This is a genomic window from Flagellimonas marinaquae (genome assembly GCF_003992675.1).
Lineage (GTDB): Bacteria > Bacteroidota > Bacteroidia > Flavobacteriales > Flavobacteriaceae > Flagellimonas > Flagellimonas marinaquae.
This window is the reverse complement of record NZ_RZMZ01000012.1, coordinates 24,825-42,252: the sequence shown is the minus strand read 5'-3', so window position 1 is coordinate 42,252 and position 17,428 is coordinate 24,825. Positions and strand designations below refer to the sequence as shown.

General features: G+C 43.8%; 12 protein-coding genes. 7 read left to right on the top strand and 5 right to left on the bottom strand.

Annotation, left to right across the window (positions count from 1 at the left end):
• Positions 1–124: 124 nt before the first annotated feature.
• Entirely contained in the window at positions 125–4,615 is a 4,491-nt protein-coding gene (locus EO130_RS06760; RefSeq protein ID WP_470299660.1) for a translocation/assembly module TamB domain-containing protein, read from the bottom strand.
• A gap of 48 nt (positions 4,616–4,663) precedes the next feature.
• On the opposite strand from EO130_RS06760, the gene tsaD reads away from it, so the two are divergent.
• The 5 genes from tsaD (at position 4,664) to EO130_RS06735 (ending at position 9,429) form a co-directional block, all read left to right on the top strand.
• Positions 4,664–5,692 (top strand): tRNA (adenosine(37)-N6)-threonylcarbamoyltransferase complex transferase subunit TsaD, encoded by a 1,029-nt coding sequence (gene tsaD / locus EO130_RS06755; protein WP_127140766.1) that lies wholly within the window; start codon positions 4,664–4,666, stop codon positions 5,690–5,692.
• Positions 5,693–5,709: 17 nt separating this feature from the next.
• Positions 5,710–6,417, top strand: coding sequence for a 16S rRNA (uracil(1498)-N(3))-methyltransferase (locus EO130_RS06750; RefSeq protein WP_127140765.1), 708 nt, complete (start codon positions 5,710–5,712; stop codon positions 6,415–6,417).
• Positions 6,418–6,482: 65 nt separating this feature from the next.
• Positions 6,483–7,133 carry a DUF4159 domain-containing protein gene (locus tag EO130_RS06745; RefSeq protein WP_127140764.1) on the top strand — a complete coding sequence of 217 codons (651 nt, stop codon included), beginning with the start codon at positions 6,483–6,485 and terminating at the stop codon, positions 7,131–7,133.
• Positions 7,134–7,136: 3 nt separating this feature from the next.
• The gene (locus EO130_RS06740) at positions 7,137–8,237 is read left to right on the top strand and encodes an AI-2E family transporter (RefSeq protein ID WP_127140763.1); all 1,101 of its coding nucleotides are present in this window, start codon (positions 7,137–7,139) and stop codon (positions 8,235–8,237) included.
• Positions 8,238–8,244: 7 nt separating this feature from the next.
• Positions 8,245–9,429, top strand: coding sequence for a class I SAM-dependent methyltransferase (locus tag EO130_RS06735; RefSeq protein WP_127140762.1), 1,185 nt, complete (start codon positions 8,245–8,247; stop codon positions 9,427–9,429).
• A 54-nt stretch (positions 9,430–9,483) separates the two neighbouring features.
• Here the strand turns inward: EO130_RS06735 and EO130_RS06730 are convergent, their stop codons facing one another.
• Genes EO130_RS06730 through EO130_RS06720 form a run of 3 tightly spaced genes read right to left on the bottom strand, consistent with a single transcriptional unit; the run spans position 9,484 to position 11,462 of the window.
• The gene (locus tag EO130_RS06730; protein ID WP_127140761.1) at positions 9,484–10,203 is read right to left on the bottom strand and encodes a M15 family metallopeptidase; all 720 of its coding nucleotides are present in this window, start codon (positions 10,201–10,203) and stop codon (positions 9,484–9,486) included.
• 5 nt (positions 10,204–10,208) lie between these two features.
• Positions 10,209–10,928 (bottom strand): carboxylesterase family protein, encoded by a 720-nt coding sequence (locus EO130_RS06725; RefSeq protein ID WP_127140760.1) that lies wholly within the window; start codon positions 10,926–10,928, stop codon positions 10,209–10,211.
• A gap of 12 nt (positions 10,929–10,940) precedes the next feature.
• Positions 10,941–11,462, bottom strand: a complete 522-nt coding sequence (locus EO130_RS06720) for a 5' nucleotidase, NT5C type (protein WP_127140759.1) — start codon at positions 11,460–11,462, stop codon at positions 10,941–10,943.
• A 208-nt stretch (positions 11,463–11,670) separates the two neighbouring features.
• On the opposite strand from EO130_RS06720, the gene EO130_RS06715 reads away from it, so the two are divergent.
• Both EO130_RS06715 and EO130_RS06710 read left to right on the top strand, forming a co-directional pair.
• On the top strand, positions 11,671–12,576 hold the full coding sequence (locus tag EO130_RS06715) for an aminotransferase class IV (RefSeq protein ID WP_127140758.1): 906 nt from the start codon (positions 11,671–11,673) through the stop codon (positions 12,574–12,576).
• Between the two features lie 2 nt (positions 12,577–12,578).
• The gene (locus EO130_RS06710) at positions 12,579–13,868 is read left to right on the top strand and encodes a M20/M25/M40 family metallo-hydrolase (protein WP_127140757.1); all 1,290 of its coding nucleotides are present in this window, start codon (positions 12,579–12,581) and stop codon (positions 13,866–13,868) included.
• A gap of 89 nt (positions 13,869–13,957) precedes the next feature.
• Here EO130_RS06710 and EO130_RS06705 read toward each other — a convergent pair whose 3' ends face one another.
• A complete protein-coding gene (locus EO130_RS06705) occupies positions 13,958–17,293 on the bottom strand; it encodes a VCBS repeat-containing protein (RefSeq protein ID WP_127140756.1) in 3,336 nt (1,111 codons plus the stop codon).
• Positions 17,294–17,428: the final 135 nt, after the last annotated feature.

Sequence of the window (17,428 nt, the reverse complement as noted above, 5' to 3'; positions counted from 1 at the left end):
TTTAAGAGGTCAAAGCTAGGAAACTTTATCCAAATTTGGAATGTCTTGATAATTTATTTGATTTGAAGGATTTTCTCAAACGTTTTCGTAATAAATTAATACAAAAACATTTAAAAATATAAAATTAATGGATTGAATTGGGAAGATTGACCGGCTTTTGGGCAAAACGAATCAAACTATCCTTTCCCATCACCTGTTCGGGCGGGTTCAAAGCTTCGGGACGCCCCTTTTCTTCTGCCGGTTTTTCCCTTTTGTTGAACACCTTTTGCATGAGTTGCCTAAAACTGTCAAAATCTACCTGATACGATAAACCAACTCCTTGGGTATATCCTTGCCGTTCCGCCAAAAACTGCTGTATCTGGTTTTCGCGATTAAATATTTTGGCGCTCAATGTCCCTTCGTCGTTCAACAGTATCTGAACTTCAACATCACCGGCCACTACGGTTTCCGATACGCCACCTACAGGCACTCCTACCCTTCCGTTGACCAAGATTCGGTCCGAGAGCTGGGTAGACACGGTAACCCCGATCCTGTCCTCCGTGGCAATATCGGCATTGGGGTCGTTATAGCCTTGCTCATACGAAACCCCAAAGTTGAGCTTGTCGTTGTTGCCTGCCAGAATTTGATTGAAGAGTCCGGAGGCGGTTTGAATCAGGTTTCCAGTTACGGCCTGTTGATTGATTCCTCCCGACTGTGGATTTACAAAAGTACCCTGCGCCAATAAGAAGAACGCATTACGCTCCAGAATGGTGGGGTCTTGCAATCGATACTCCAACTCGGACTGTACCACTGAATTGGTCCCGGGAAATTCTATCCCGAAATTGATGTTGGGGCTTTCCAATTCCCCGTCTAATCGTACGACCACCTCGGTCGGAATCCTACCTGTGAAACCTGCATTGTCCAAAAGGGGTGCTGGATTGGCGTTGAGGGAATATACGGCTTCCAGGTTCAATTGTGCGGCCAAAGGATCTTGCTCCCATAAGATGCTACCTCCCGGACGCACCTTGAACTTTTTGTCAATTACCCCTCCGTATTTAAAATTATACTCCCCCGATACCACGACAAAGTCACCGTACATATTGAATTTACCGTTGGTGTTGATCTCAATCAACAAAATACCTTCACCGGTTCCCTTAAGGGAACTCCCTGTAGTTTGGTCCACCACGATCTCCACTTCAGCATCTGGGGTAACGGCAAGGTCAAAGGCCATTTCTAGTCCTTGATACTCTTCCAAGACCCTTTCTTCCTCAAAGGAATTAGTCTCCCCCTTTTCCAAAAAGTTGATGAAGGAGTAGTCCCCAACACTGGTCACGTCGCTCAAGGGTATCTTAAGTGCAGTACCCGCTGCCGTGGTGGCATCCACCGAAATGGTCATCGCATCCATTGGGCCGTAGATACTTCCGCTACCATTAATAAAGCCCGTGCCGTAGTACAGGGATTCTTCATCGTATTCAGTATTCAAAATCATGAAGCGGTTGTTGTTGGTATCCACATCCAATCCCAGATACCAGTCATCAAAACCTGTATGACTAATGGTTCCATCTAAAGTGGCCGAAGTTTTTTCCTTTACATCCGATAGCTGTACGTTTTCAAAATAAAAGGTTTGATCGAACAAACGTACTTGGGAGTACGGCGCAAAATCATAGTCCACGTTTAAGTACGGGATTCCTATTCCCGCATCGTTCAGCTGCAAAAGGCCATTAATAGCGGGATTCTCTACATTGCCCGTGATGGTCGCATCGCCGCTCACCTTTCCCCTGATATTTGATATGATATCCTCGCCCAATGGATTAAAGGGTTCCAGGGCAAAGTCCGTAAAATTGGCTTTGAGGTCCAACTCTTGAACGTTATTGATGTTGGTTACCTTTCCGTTGACGTTCATGAGCTCCTTACCATTGTCATTGAGCCAACTGCTAACCCCGAACTCCGTGAGGTCGTTGTTTCCGTAAATACCTACTTCCAAGTCGCCCATGCGAAGGTCGTTCACACTAAAATCCTCGATTTTAAGACTAGATGTAGGCAAATAGTTACCGTCCTTTTGGAGTATGTTGAGAAAACCGTCGACTTTTCCATTCAATTTTAGACTATCTATGGCCGGGGTAACCTTGTTGAGGGAAACCAGTTTAAATTGTAGGTTCAAATCCTTGTAGGTGGAATCGGCAAATTCCCCTCTCAACCGAATCTGTTCCTCATTGTTGTTGTCCATCACCACATCCTCGATTCGGATGCTGTCCAAAGCACTGTTAAAAATGACCTTGTTTTTGCTGTTTCCGTCTTTGTTAAGCACCCAAGTGTTGCCCTTGAAACTCACATCCGATTTTTTAAGACCGATTACGGACCTATTGTTCTGGTTAAAGGTGTGATAAAAATTCAGATTATAGCTATCGTTGTACTCACTGCCCCCTTTAAATTCTGTTCTAAAGAACAGGGTATCTTTCAGCGTAGTGTTGATCAAGCTAAAATCTTTGATGTCGTAATACACCGTAGACATATCCTGAACGGAGACGAAAGTGTTGAACAACGGGTTCTTGTTATCGATTTTGAGCTCAATATTGTCAAAAGTGTTCCCAAAGGCCTCAATACTTGGGGATTTGAAGGTAAGTTTAAAATCACTTTGGTCGGCCTGGATAGATCCCCGTATAAAGGTATTGGGGTCAAAAGTAAGCTCAGGTACGAATACATCCACAATCTTATTATAAATCTTAAAATTGAAATCCACGTACTGACCCTCCGAAATTTTAAAGGGTTGATAATTGGTATATATGCTGCCGATGGAGTTCTGCACCAATTGTCCCAATTCCTTTACCTTAAAATTGCCGCGCATGTAGCCGGTGATGATGTCAGGCGAGTTGATTTCGATGGTACGAATGGTGTCGCGATCAAAAGTGGAGGTCACATTGAAATCCTCAAAATAATAGGTGTCATTGGCGTTTTGATAGGTAGTGTTGGTAAACTGGAGCTGTCCAGCCATATCGTCCAGATTGTTACCCTCAATATCCATATCCACATGCCCTTTAAAAATGGAAATGCTATCGTTGATAAAATTAAGTTCTTTTAAATCCGCATAATCCACCGCCGCTACAAAATTGAACTTGTTCTCCCGTTGCCCAAAATTGGCCAACCCTTGGAAGTCAAATCTGAAATTTTCGTCATTGCACAACAACACACCATCGAACAGTTGGTTTCTCAAAATACCGGTCACCTTGATCTTGTTGTACTCATAATCGTTGAACTCAAACTTGTACACATCCCCCGATACTTCGGTGTTCAAGCTTTCGGCCACAAACCCCTTCCCTTCCACGTTCATATCCATGGAGGCCAGTCCCAAATTGTCATTTTCAATAAACTCCCCCAAATTAAAATCAATCAAGGAAATAAAACCGATATAGGAGGCGTCCTCAATGGTCTGTACGTTAGTCATTTGAAGGTCTACGTAGCTACTGCCCACGGCAGTGTTCAGGTTCACGGTCACATCAATGGAAGTTTCGGTAATCTCCGTTTCGCCCCTTACCGTAAACTGTCCCAGTTTTTGGACCGATTCGGGAATGTTTCTACCTAAAATTTGTGGCAGAATGCTTCGCAGTTGGTAATAGCTCGAGGTGAGATTATCGATATCCCCACGCAATACAAATGGGGCCTGCTCGCTAAAAATATTATCGAACCTAAAGTCGCCACGGATACCGGTATTGTCTGTAAAAAGAAACAAATCGTCCACTTGCAATTGATTGAGCACTCCACTAAAATTCCCTGTAAAATTGACGATTTTGTCCTGCCCGAATTCATCAAAAAAAGCGTTTACCTCATTCAGTGCCACCTTGGAATCCGTAAAGTTGGCGTCGATATTGACCAAATCAACAAAGTTGGCCAGATCTTCCCGATTGTAATTGAAGACCAAGTTGCCCTTAAGTTCGGATTGTTCGGTATCAATGGAGAGCGAATCAAACCGCATCTGCTCCTTGGTGTATGCAAAGTCTGCGGCAAACTTTTTCAAACGGATGCCTCGCTTGGCCAAAGTAGATAGGTCATCCACCTTTAAAGAAACATCGGGGCCCAAAATCTGAAAATCGGACGCAGAAATCTCGATTTCGGAAAAATTCAGCGTTTCGGGCTTTTCTAAATTTTCATCGATCAACCTGAACTTCCCATTTTGGATATGGATTTCATCCGATGACATAAAAAAGGGTGGTGTTTCAGGGTCGCGTGGTTTACCATCGTCCAATTTGTCCACAAAAACATCCAAATTGGTATCACTTTCCCCTTCGTAGGTTTTCAGATTGAATATCAGACCGTCCAATTCCATCTCACCGAACTCCATTTTATTGTTGGCCATATTTCGTAGGTTCAAAATGGAAGTCGAAACCTTGTGGATGTAGATCAAGGTGTCTTTTTTATAGTCCTCGACATAAACCCCTTTTAGTCCGGCGTTGAGATTAAAAAGTGAAATGCTTACCCGTTCAATTTGAATGTTGGTGCCAAAAGACTCGTTCAACGAATCCGTGGCATATTTTCCCAATCTGGTCTGCACTACAGGTAATGAAAGAATCAATGAAGCCAATACCAGAAGCAGGACAATGGCCAAAAGGAAGCGCAACAGTATTTTTCGAAGTTTTTTGATAGGGTTTTTATGTTTTACCTTTGATGACCAATTTTTGTTCCAAAACCTGTGGAAAAATCAAAAAAATATATTCTTTCAATCGAATCATCCTGTGATGACACATCGGCTGCCGTACTTTGCAATAAAAAAGTACTCAGTAATGTAGTGGCTACGCAGGAAATCCACAAGCAATATGGAGGTGTTGTCCCAGAGTTGGCTTCAAGGGCACATCAACAAAATATCGTTCCCGTGGTCCACCAAGCTTTGGCCAAGGCAAATATCGACAAAAAACAACTATCTGCCATAGCTTTTACAAGAGGTCCAGGACTCATGGGCTCTTTATTGGTTGGAACCTCCTTTGCCAAATCCTTGGCGTTGGGGCTGAACATCCCTTTGATCGAGGTAAACCACATGGAAGCGCATATTTTGGCTCATTTTATTGAGCACGATAACCAAAGTATCCCTTCATTTCCATTTTTGGCCATGACCATCAGCGGTGGGCATACCCAAATTGTAAAGGTTATTGACCATTTCCAAATGGAAGTGCTCGGCCAAACCTTGGATGATGCCGTGGGAGAGGCTTTCGACAAGAGTGCCAAATTGATGGGACTCCCCTATCCTGGCGGGCCACTGATAGACAAATATGCCCAATTGGGCAATCCGCATGCGTATGAATTTCCCAAGCCAAAGGTAGATGGGTTGAATTTCAGTTTTAGCGGGCTAAAGACGAGCATTCTTTATTTTTTGCAACGGGAGACCCGAAAAGACCCTGATTTCATTTCCAAGCACATCAACGATATCTGCGCTTCGGTACAATATACTATTTTGGAAATTTTGATGGAGAAACTCCAAATGGCCGTAAACCAGACGGGTATACATCAAGTGGCTATTGGGGGTGGCGTAGCGGCCAACTCAGGCATTCGACAAAGATTAAAGGATGCCGAAGAAAACTTGGGATGGAGCACCTTTATCCCTAAATTTGAGTATTGCACGGACAATGCGGCCATGATCGGTATTGTGGGTTACCTTAAATATGAAAAAGGTGCATTCTCCGACCAAAGTATCGCCGCCAAGGCTCGTTATGCCATTGGTGGATAAACTATAAAACCTTTGCTATGCAGCTTTTTTACAATGCCGACCTGGACAACAGTGCCAAACAATTTACCTTCCCACCCGATGAGAGCAAACACATTGCAAAGGTCTTACGAAAAACTGAAGGGGACATTGTACACATCACCAACGGAAAGGGTTACCTGTTCGAGGCCGAAATCTTGGAAGCTGACCAAAAAAAGTGCCGCGCACGCATCATTTCCCAGCGAAAGTCCATTCCCAAACGATATAACTTACACATGGCAGTGGCCCCGACCAAAATGAACGACCGGTTTGAATGGTTCCTCGAAAAGGTTACGGAAATAGGCGTGGATGAAATCACTCCTATTATTTGTGACCATTCGGAACGTAAGACCCTCAAGTTGGAACGTATGGAGCGCGTACTCCAAGCGGCCATGAAGCAATCCCTACAGACCATACTTCCAAAAATTAATCCTCCCATATCCTGCAGGGAGTTTTTGGAGTCGCACGAAACGCTTGGCTACAAATTTATCGCCCATTGCCAAAATGGGGATAAAATGGAACTGAAACGCCGGGTAATCGCCGATAACGATGTAACCATTCTTATCGGTCCCGAAGGAGACTTCTCCAAAGGAGAAATCGACCTTTCCAAAGAGAAGGGGTATATTCCAGTATCCCTGGGAAGAAATCGATTACGGACGGAAACCGCAGCCATTGTTGCCTGCACTACCGTGGCCATCATCAACAACTAAAAACAAACACCATCAATTTTACAAAGGAATGTTCTATTTTTGAGGGAAAGGTCAATCGCTTCATCATGAATAAACAAACACTTCTGATATGCCTGCTACTTTGTTGCGCCATATCGGTGGCAAAAGGACAACAAGTGGCCATCCTAAAATATGGCGGCGGCGGCGATTGGTATTCCAACCCTACGGCATTGCCCAACTTGATACAATTCTGCAACACGAACATAGATACCAAAATTGACCCTGAACCAGAAACCGTGGAAGCAGCGAGTGTTTCTATTTTCAAATATCCGTATTTGCATATGACCGGTCACGGAAATGTGTTTTTCAACGAGGAGGAAGTTCAAAACTTACGAATGTATTTGCTTTCGGGAGGGTTTCTCCATATTGACGACAATTATGGCATGGAACCCTATTTGCGAAGGGAATTACAAAAGGTATTTCCTGAAAGGCCTTTGGAGGAGCTGGGTTCAGACCATCCCATATTTAGTCAAAAATTCAAGTTTCCTGATGGATTGCCCAAAATCCATGAACACGATGGAAAACGACCACAGGCTTTTGGTATTTTTGAAAAGGGCAGGCTCGTATTGCTCTACACCTACGAATGTGATCTTGGGGATGGATGGGAAGACCCGGCGGTGCACAACGACCCTGAGGAAATCCGAATCAAAGCACTACAAATGGGCGCCAATATTATGGAGTATGCCTTTAAAAGCTAATCAATGAACGCAAAGATTATCGCAAACGGAATACTACGGGCTGTTGCAATTATAGTAGGCGTTGTCCTCGTGGGATGGTTTTTCTACAAAATCCAATCCGTATTGGTCTATTTGATCATTGCGGCAGTACTTGCACTGTTGGGCAGACCCGTAGTGCTTTTCTTCCGCAGAAGACTCAAGTTTCCCAACACCCTGGCCGTTGTGGGTACCATGGTAGTGATGTTATCCTTATTTTTAGGAATCCTAGCACTCTTTATCCCCTTGGTGGCCGAACAGAGCAAAAACCTTTCCCTTTTGGATATTGAAGCCCTTAAAGGGAATTTGAATACACTCTACATCCAGACCCTGGAATATTTTGGAGCTTCCACGGGAAGCGTCAACCATTTGTTGGACGAATCCAATCTGGAGGAAAATATGCTGCAAGGTCTCGATTTTGGCTTTATTCCCAATTTCTTGAATACCTTGGTCAATACCTTGAGCAATTTTAGCGTCGGTCTTTTCTCGGTGCTCTTTATAACCTTTTTCTTTTTGAAGGACAGCAAACTGATGCAAAATGGCATCCTGACCTTTGTACCCAATAACAAGGAAACCAATTTGGTGGCCTCCATCGACAAGATAAATAATTTGCTTTCCCGATATTTTGCCGGTATCCTTTTGCAACTCTTTATCCTCTTTGTTATTTACACCATTTCATTATTCATCGTGGGTGTGGAAAACGCTATAGTGATTGCGTTTCTTTGCGCCCTGTTCAACATCATCCCGTACATTGGTCCCATTCTTGGTGGAGCGACCATGATTATCCTTACCATGACGAGTTTTATTGATGCGGATTTCAGTACGGTGATCTTACCAAAGGCGTTTTACATTTTTATCGGTTTGACCATAGGCCAACTCATTGATAATTTCTTTTCCCAACCCTTTATTTTTTCAAAAAGTGTAAAGTCCCATCCGCTGGAAATCTTCTTGATCATTATTATCGCAGGATTACTTTTTGGGGTGGTAGGAATGGTCGTTGCCGTACCGGGCTACACCGCAATAAAAGTGATTTTGAAGGAGTTTTTGGCTGAAAATTCTTTTGTGAAGAAATTGACCAAAAACTTGTAGCAACAGTTTGAATAAGCTTATTTTAAATACTGGCGTACAGGATTATATCGATAAAAATTTAGCGTCTGACATCCTGGCAGTTCTGCTGTCCAAGCCATGTTTTGAAGGCATTTCCCAAAAAGAATTGGCCGAACAGATTGAGGCCAAAAAAAAGTGCAGGGATAAACTGCCCACCTGGTTTGAAAAATCGGGAATCTACTACCCTAATAAACTCCACGTTGAGCAAACGAGCTCCGAGGTTACGGCGCGGTACAAAGCTGAACTTGTAAATGGAAAATCGCTCATCGATCTCACGGGAGGCTTCGGTGTAGACTCCTTCTATTTTTCACAAAAAGTGTCCCAGGTGGTCCATTGTGAAATCCATCAAAAACTAAGCGAAATCGCAGCCCACAATTTCAAGGTCTTGGAACGGGAAAATGTAACCTGTAAACCTGTGGATGGTATTGCTTATTTACAGCAGTCGGACCAGAGTTTTGATTGGATTTTCATTGACCCCTCACGGAGAGACGATGCCAAGGGAAAGGTATTTTTGCTGGAAGACTGCCATCCCGATGTTTCCAAATTTCTACCGCTTTTTTTCAAAAAAGCAGCACACCTACTGATCAAGACTTCCCCTTTGCTGGACATCAAACAAGCCATGGAAACCTTGGAGTCCGTGAAAGAAATCCACGTGGTCGCTGTACAGAACGAGGTCAAGGAGCTACTCTTTGTTTTGGAAAAAGGATATGATGGCAAAGTCGCCATCAAAACCAGAAACATTCGCCCCGATCGCACCGAGTCCTTCGATTTTATCTGGGAAGATGAAGCAATGAATACCATCGCATATGAGGAGCCATCCACTTATCTGTACGAGCCCAATGCTGCCATTTTAAAATCGGGCGCCTTCAAAACCATTGGAAAGGAACACCTATTGAAGAAGCTTCATCCACACAGTCATTTGTACACCTCGGGGACACTAGTAGCATTTCCCGGAAGAAGGTTCAAAATTGAACATGTAGTGCCTTATTCCAAAAAGGCATTGAAATCCCTTGAAGTTAGTAAAGCCAATGTCACTACGCGAAACTTCCCACAATCCGTGGCCGAGTTGCGAAAAAAGCACAAAATCAAGGATGGTGGGAATCGCTATATCTTTTTTACCAAAACCCTAAACGACTCATTAATTGTGGTGGATTGCACAAAAGTGGAGGATTGATGTTGATTTCGCCAATCGAAACAATTTCAGATTGAACTAGCTGGTTGATAAAAATCAATCGTTACATTCCCACTTAAAATTGGCCACTCTATCATTGGACGCCGCAGATAGGTTATAGTGCCACCATTCGGTTCTGATCGACCAAAATCCGTGGGCTTCCATGGTCTCTTTTAGTAGCTTTCGGTTGTCGAGTATTTCCTGGGGCAAGTCCATATTATCGTGATAGGCCCGCTTTCCGAAGTAGTCAAAATCAGTTCCCATGTCCAACTCGTTGCCTTCCATATCCACTAGGGTAATATCCACCGCACCACCCTTATTATGGATGGAACCTTTGTCCGGATTGGCTACATATTGGGGATTGGGAACAATTTCCCACATTTTGTACTGTACCGAATTAGGGCGATAGCAATCAAAGAATTTGATTTTGACACCTTTCTGCCTAAAATCGGCATTGGCAGCTATAAGGGCCTTTGCCGTTTTTACGCGGGTATAGCATTCGGCACAATCGTAGACTTTGGCCTTTAAAAAGTTGTTTTCGGTAGCATATCGCATATCATAGGCAAAATCAGCACTAAAGTCGGCCAGGCGAACAAAGGTGGTATCGGCAAGTCCATCGAAGGTTTTCAAAATGGGCTTTTTATGATCAATAGTGTCCACTTCAATGGTATCCATTTTGATTTGAGACAAGGTCTCCGCTTCTTTTGATTCGGTTTCGGGTTTGGGTCGACAGCACACAATCAATGAAAGGGCTAAAACAATTATTGGATATTTCATCAGTATCAATTCTTTCGTTTTTTATTGGCAAGCCAAGTATACAATGAGTCCGTGGTAAAGGCCCTATCCCAGGCATTGTGACCTACACCTTGGTATCTGGTATATCGAACATCGTGACCCATGTCGCGCAATTTCTCCACCATTTTATCGGACTCTTCCACATCAATCACATCGTCTTGATCTCCATGGAACACCCAAATGGGCATTTCTTGGTCTATCCAATGTGCATAAGGCAAGGGTGTCATCCCACAAACCACGGCCATGGCGGCAAATTTTTCGGGGTATTGCGTGGCAAGCTCCCAAGCGGCACTCCCTCCCCTGCTCAGCCCTGATAGATAAATCCTGTTTTTGTCCACTCGGTTTACCGCTGCAACAGAATCGAGCAATTGGACGACTGCGCCTGTATTCCACCATTTTTTGGCATGGGAATTTTGTGGGGCCAGAATCAAAAATGGAAACTGCTTGCCTTCGGCCAACATTTTGGGCGGGTGCGTCTCCTTGGTTTCTTCCAAATCTCCACCCGATTCACCGCCACCATGAAGAAAAAGCAACAGCCCATACGATTCCTCGGTATCAAAATAATCCTCTGGGTAGTACAGATAGTACTTTAAATTTTCCTTGGTTACGGTTTCTAGCTCATCGGCTACCAAATGGGATTGGGCAGCACAGGCTTGAAGCATCATGGTACAGATCAAAAATGCAAGCTTTCCTAGTTTAGTCCCCATTACGTACACAAGTTACAAAAGTTTATCGGCGATATCTCGCCACGTATCGGCCCGCTCAAAGGTATTGACCTCGGTGTTGTGGGGCGAAGTGAACATAATGGACCGACCATCAAAAAAACCAAGGTTTTTACTTCGATCATCAATCAGTACATCACCTTTGAGCACATGCTTGTTACCGCATAATATTCGGTTTTGCCATGGTATAAAGGGGAAGAACTGGTCCAACCAATCAGATTTTTCACGTAAGGACTGCGGAAACTCCATCGCCGCGGATGCGATGTACACTTCGTGCTTCTTGCTCAGCGCTTCCAATACCTCCTGACTGCCTTCAATAACCTTCAAATTCTTAAAAAAACCGTCGCACCTGGTATGATCCTTGACCGATTGTTGATGCTCCTCAGGAACACATTGCCAAAATTCCCTGCCCATACATTCTTCGGCAGTGAACTGGGCATCAAACTCTTGGTTGTAAATATCGATATGGGCTTGATAAGCATCTGCGATAACTTCGTCCATATCCACAAAAATGATCATATACTTTCTTTTTTGGTGAAGTACGGGAAAAGTGGACAAAAATGAAAACCTTCCGAACAAATACCCGTTTTTCTGATTCGATGCGATAGTTGGCTAAAATCATAAAAGTTTCCAAGCAAACTTTGATACCCGAATTTTCAATTGAACGGAATAACGGTTAACTTCACAGTTTTTGAACATCAACTTTTTCACGTTAAGCTGCAAACCTATGCTCCCCCAAGGAAATTTTCCTCCAAAAGTGTTTATCAATGGTGAGATTCGCTCATCCGAGGATGCGCAGATATCCGTATTTGACCGTGGATTCCTGTTCGGGGATGGTATTTACGAAGTAATGATGCAGTTGGAAAACGGGATTTTTTATAAACAAGCCCACCTCGACCGATTACAGGACAACTTGAACAAAATCCATATCGCTTTCCATGTGGAAGAAATTGAACACCATCTGGAAGCATTGCTGAAATCCGCTGGACTAACAGAAAAATCTTGTCTGATCTACATGCAAGTGACACGTGGTATTGCTGCGCGAAAACACGCTTATCCGAAGGAAGCAACTGCAAGTGTGATGATGTATGCGCTGCCTTATGAATTGCCAAGAATTAACCCAAAGCAGATGACCACTATTCTGGAACCCGATGTTCGATGGCATCGTTGCGATATCAAATCAGTCTCCCTGCTGGGAAATATTATGGCGAACGAAGCTGCCATGAACGCAGGTGCCGATGAGGCCGCTTTGGTCAGGGCTGGTTATCTTACCGAAGGTTCCCATACCAATATCTTTTTCGTAAAAGAGGGCAAGGTGATTACCCATCCGGCCGACGAACATATTCTTAATGGGGTTACCCGAATGATTGTGATTCAACTTTGCCTTGAGCTTGGCATACCTGTGGTGGAAAAGCCTGTAGCCCAAAGTGAAATTGAACAAATGGACGAAGCCTTCTTTACGGGCACGACCACACAAGTGGCCGCCATTGCACAACTTGGTAAGCATGTGTATTTTGAAGATAATCAGGTTGGGGCAGTGACCCGTCAACTACAGGAAGCATTTGCCCTGTTAAGGGAAAAAGACACCTCAGATCTAACATTTCAAACCTATATGAACCAACAAACTATTTGACTATGAATAAATTATCACTTTGCCTTGCATGTGCATTCGGATTGTTTTGCACTACGCTGACCAGTCAGGAAATTGAAAAAAAATATACCAAAGAAGTAGACCGCTTGGCCAAAAACAAGAAAGTGGAAGAGGCTTTTGGATATATAAAGGCACAAAAGGATGAGACCACCAAGGATCTCATTACCCTGACCGAGATTTTAGCCCCACCTTTTATGGAAACGGAAAGGGGAAAAGTCTTTGCTCGAATGCTCGAAGAAGCTGGCGTGGACAGTATTTGGACGGATAAGGTGGGCAATGTCATCGGATTGCGAAAAGGAGCTTCCAGTGCTTCGGGTTACGTTGGAGTGGACGCCCATTTGGATGTTGTTTTTCCAGAAGGAACGGATGTGACTGTAAAAAAAGTCGGGGATACCTTAAAAGCTCCCGGTATTGGGGACGATACCCGCGGTTTGGCCATGCTGATCAGTATGCTCAAAGCCATGAACAAGGCGGAAATTAAAACCGAAAAAGATTTACTCATTGTTGGCACCGTTGGCGAGGAGGGACTCGGAGACCTTCGTGGTATGAAGTATATGTTCAACGAATCAGGATTGGATATCGATGCGTGGATTGCCATCGATGGTGGAAGTTTAGGACGAATCAGTAATGCGGGACTGGGTTCCAAGCGTTATAAATTAATGGTCAAGGGGCCAGGAGGTCATTCTTGGGGTGCTTTTGGCTTAGCCAATCCGCATCACGCCTTGGGCAAGGCTATCGATATATTTTCCAAAGCTGCATGGGAATATACATCAACGCATAGTCCAAAAACCAGTTTTAATGTGGGCCGTATTGGGGGCGGAACTTCGGTGAATTCCATTCCCTTTGAGTCGTGGATGGAAGTTGACATGCGGGCCATTGACCCAAAGAACCTCGATGAAATCGAGATTGTTTTTAAGGAATCCGTAGCAAAGGCCATAAAAGAATACAACGCGAGCGGTATTCGTGGCGAAGTTACGTATGAACTCATTAAAATTGGGGATAGACCCTCTGGTGAGTTACCGGCATCGCTTCCGTTGATACAACGAGCCATGGCAGCGACCCAACATTTTGGTGTAAAACCCAGTTTGGGACGTGGTTCCACAAACATCAATATTCCAGTAGCCAAGGGCATTCCCGCGATTTGTATTGGACGTGGTGGGCAAGGAGGCGGTGCACATTCCCTGCATGAGTGGTTTTTGAACGATGAGCCCGGCGACGAATCTATTCAATTAGCACTATTGATTACCCTCTCACAAGCGGGACTCGCCAAGTAAACTCATAAAAAAAGGTTTGTTCAAAGGGAGAACAAACCTTTTTTTTAATCTAAAATCAAGTCTTCAATCTTTTGGGCTTAGCCAAAACGTTATTCCGTTTTGGTGAACACCAACGCCCTTCCCCTATTTTGAGTAACCACGATATAAGGGTTTCCGCCGCCTGCATTTTCTACTTGTACCATATCCTTGGCATCGCCCGTCACTTTAAATCCACTCTCTTCAGCATTTTTAAAGGTAAATCCACCTTTGTCATCTGCCTGTAATATCCCGCCATTAAAGGCGTCATATCTGCCAATAAAGGCCTCGTTGCCGTAGTCGTTTCCAATCATCAACACATCGGGTGCTGCGCTATCGGTGTTGGTTGTGATCATGCATTTGATAGGTGCTGCTTGGGTCTGCCAAGGTAACGTGCCCATTGTAAATTGACCCTTGCCGTTATTTTCAAAGTATGTGGTTTGATCATGATTGGCTACCAACTCATCTACACCATCCAATTCTTCGGGTGTAAACAGTTCGCTTTTGGTGGTCGTGGCAAACTCCCTATAATAATTGAACTTTTTTCGGAAAAGAGGGCTTTGGCTCATTAGGTCACCCCAAAAATTAACAGGATACGGTTTAAAGCCTGTATCTTCAAAATCGGTTTTAAAGTAGGCGAACATCACAGGATCCACGGCACCGTTGTTATCAAAATCCTTGGCCAACATGGTTACTGGTCTTTCCTGTGAAGGCTGGTATAAATTGTTCTTACCCAAATTACCGGCAATTAAATCCACGTCCCCATCATTGTCAAAATCTTGCGCCAGCACACATTCCCACCATCCAGAAAGTTGTTGCATTCCGGTCTGTTCCATTTTTTCAAAAGCAGCACCTTGATTGATAAATACGGTGACCGGCATAAACTCGCCCACCAAGATCAGGTCCTTACGGTCATCGTTGTTGATATCGGTCCATTTTGCATCGGTAATCATACCGGGCTTACGCAGATCTTTGTTGTAGGTCTCGGTTACATCTACAAGTTTGCCTTTCTCATTTTTCAACAGATAGCACTGGTCGGATTTTGGGTACTGTGCAAAAGGTGTTCGGGCACCTACAAATAGGTCGACATAACCATCTCCATCAAAATCCTCAGCTTCGACCACAGAACCACTAGACTTTATATCCGGTATTTGATCTGTTGCCTTCTCGAAAGTTCCGTTCCCTTTATTGACCATCAAATAATCTTGGTAATATGGGGAGTCCATATCAAACTCATTGCTTCCCGAAACCATATAGATATCCAAATCTCCATCGTTTTCCAGATCAAACAGGGTGATACTGGTTTCCTCGTATTTTTTGCTCTCATCATCTTGGAACAGTTCACTTGCCGTAAAATGACCTTCAGCATCCTGTAGATAGATTATGGGTGAATGCCCTGAGGAGCTTCCGATAATGAAATCCTCGAACCCATCGCCGTTGATGTCCCCTTTGGCCAATCGTGGCCCGTTCTGCGTCAACTTATGCGGGAGGGTGGGCTGAAGATAAAAATCGGCTTTATCGGTTTCTTCATGGACGTAGTCCACCCCGATCTGTTCCGAAATTTCCCTGTACATGGGTTTGGTTTGTTTGGGTGCCAAGGGAAAGGCAAGCTTTTGACCGTTTCGGTCTTTGGCCTGTTGATAATCAACTAGTAGCCTTTGATTGGCAGTTACATCCTTGATGATTTGATGCTTTCCATCTGGCCATACCACTTCTACTGCTTGTATATCCGTTTGTGGCCCCAAACCAAAATGGGCCAAACTATGTACCGTGGATAAATAGCCCCTGTTCAGTTGGTGTTCATAGTATTGAAAGGTCCCATCAGCGAATCGAACCGCGACTTTCGTGCCCAATCCGGCCCTATTGGATTTTGGGCCTTTGATGTCCAACTGAAGGTAATTGTTATCCGTAGTTTTTTTACTTTCCAGATTATTACGGAACAAAAAAGCCTCGTCGTTAATATTGTTCACCACATAATCCAGGTCACCATCGGAATCCAAATCGACAAAGGCCGCTCCGTTTGAAAACGAGGGTATACTTAGGCCCCATTCCTCGCCCACGTCCTTAAATTGGCCATTACCCTCATTTCTATAGGCGTAATTCGGAATTTTTACCACGGGAATGGAATCTAAAATTTGTGCTGTACTCAGATATCTTTGGACGTTGAAATTGAAATCCCCAAAATCCAAATCGGTAATGTCCCTTGGGAAACCGTTGGTGATCAATACATCTTTTTGACCGTCATTATCGGCATCCACGAAAAGGGGTGACCAGCTCCAATCGGTCTTGGCAATACCGGCCATAAGACCTATTTCGCTGTAGGGCATATTGGGGCCCTGCCCCATTTGGAGCATGTTCCGCATGTACTGGTAGTCGTAGCCGTAACGATCATTCATTTGGTAATCGTTGTAATTTGTGGACTTGATGGTTGTTTTGAGCCTGTAATTGGTTTCCGCCAACATATCCAGTGTGAGGATGTCGAGGTAACCATCATTATTAAAATCGGCTACGTCGGAACCCATGGAGAATTTACTTTGGTGCTTAACGTAGTCGCTTATTTTGTCCGTAAAGGTGCCATCCCCATTATTGATGTAGAGGATATCATTGCTCAAATAGTCATTGCTCACGTAAATATCAGGCCAGCCATCGTAATTCAAATCAGAAATGGCCACTCCCAGACCATAGCCTTCAATGGTTATACCTGCTTCCATGGTAACCTCGGTAAAGGTATTGTCACCGTTGTTTCTAAATAGTCGGTCGTTGCTCAACGAAGAACCATCCGTGATTTTCTCGCGATAATTGGATGGCAATATGTGGATGTCTACATTATTGAGCACGTAGAGGTCTAAATAGCCATCTTTATTGTAGTCCAAAAAAGCGGCATTCATACTATTGGAGGTATCCGCTATCCCGAATTCCTTGGCCATTTCCTTAAAAACAGGAACCCCATCATCGTCCACCCCTTGGTTAACAAAAAGTATGTTAGCCTTTTCTTCGGGACTTTCATACATGGCGGCACATATGTAGATATCCAAAAGGTCATCATTGTTGATGTCGATTACAGCAACGCCCGTTTTCCATTTATCCGCTGCTGCAACGCCGGATGCTTCGGTAACATCGGTAAATTCAAAATTTCCTTGATTGAGGTATAGTTTATTGGGCACCTGATTTCCAGTAAAAAAGAGATCGGGCTTATCATCATTGTTAAAATCACCAACAGCAACCCCTCCGCCATTAAAGATATACTCGCTCGTTAGGATATTGAAACTATCCGTTTCCACGATTTGATTATTGAAGGTGATACCTGAGTGATCGGATGAAACCTTGGTGAAAAGGGTATCCTTCTTCTTTTCGGAGCAGGAAATCACCATTGTGAGAAGGAGTGCGGCTAAAACGGTTTTTTTGAGCATTGGTGTTGAGAATGTTTTGCAGATTGATTGAGAATAGAATGTAAAAAGAGTTTTGGTCAGCACAAAATGGTAATCGTTTATTAGTTCACAATTAATCGATTATTAATACTTGGGAAGGTCCCTAATTAAAATAGG

Coding starts and splice junctions, on each gene's coding strand:
- EO130_RS06725 (WP_127140760.1), bottom strand. CDS start 10,928: ATGGGGACTAAACTAGGAAAGCTTGCATTTTTGATCTGTACCATGATG.
- EO130_RS06730 (WP_127140761.1), bottom strand. CDS start 10,203: ATGAAATATCCAATAATTGTTTTAGCCCTTTCATTGATTGTGTGCTGT.
- EO130_RS06720 (WP_127140759.1), bottom strand. CDS start 11,462: ATGATCATTTTTGTGGATATGGACGAAGTTATCGCAGATGCTTATCAA.
- EO130_RS06705 (WP_127140756.1), bottom strand. CDS start 17,293: ATGCTCAAAAAAACCGTTTTAGCCGCACTCCTTCTCACAATGGTGATT.
- EO130_RS06715 (WP_127140758.1), top strand. CDS start 11,671: ATGCTCCCCCAAGGAAATTTTCCTCCAAAAGTGTTTATCAATGGTGAG.
- EO130_RS06710 (WP_127140757.1), top strand. CDS start 12,579: ATGAATAAATTATCACTTTGCCTTGCATGTGCATTCGGATTGTTTTGC.
- EO130_RS06740 (WP_127140763.1), top strand. CDS start 7,137: ATGAACGCAAAGATTATCGCAAACGGAATACTACGGGCTGTTGCAATT.
- EO130_RS06745 (WP_127140764.1), top strand. CDS start 6,483: ATGAATAAACAAACACTTCTGATATGCCTGCTACTTTGTTGCGCCATA.
- EO130_RS06750 (WP_127140765.1), top strand. CDS start 5,710: ATGCAGCTTTTTTACAATGCCGACCTGGACAACAGTGCCAAACAATTT.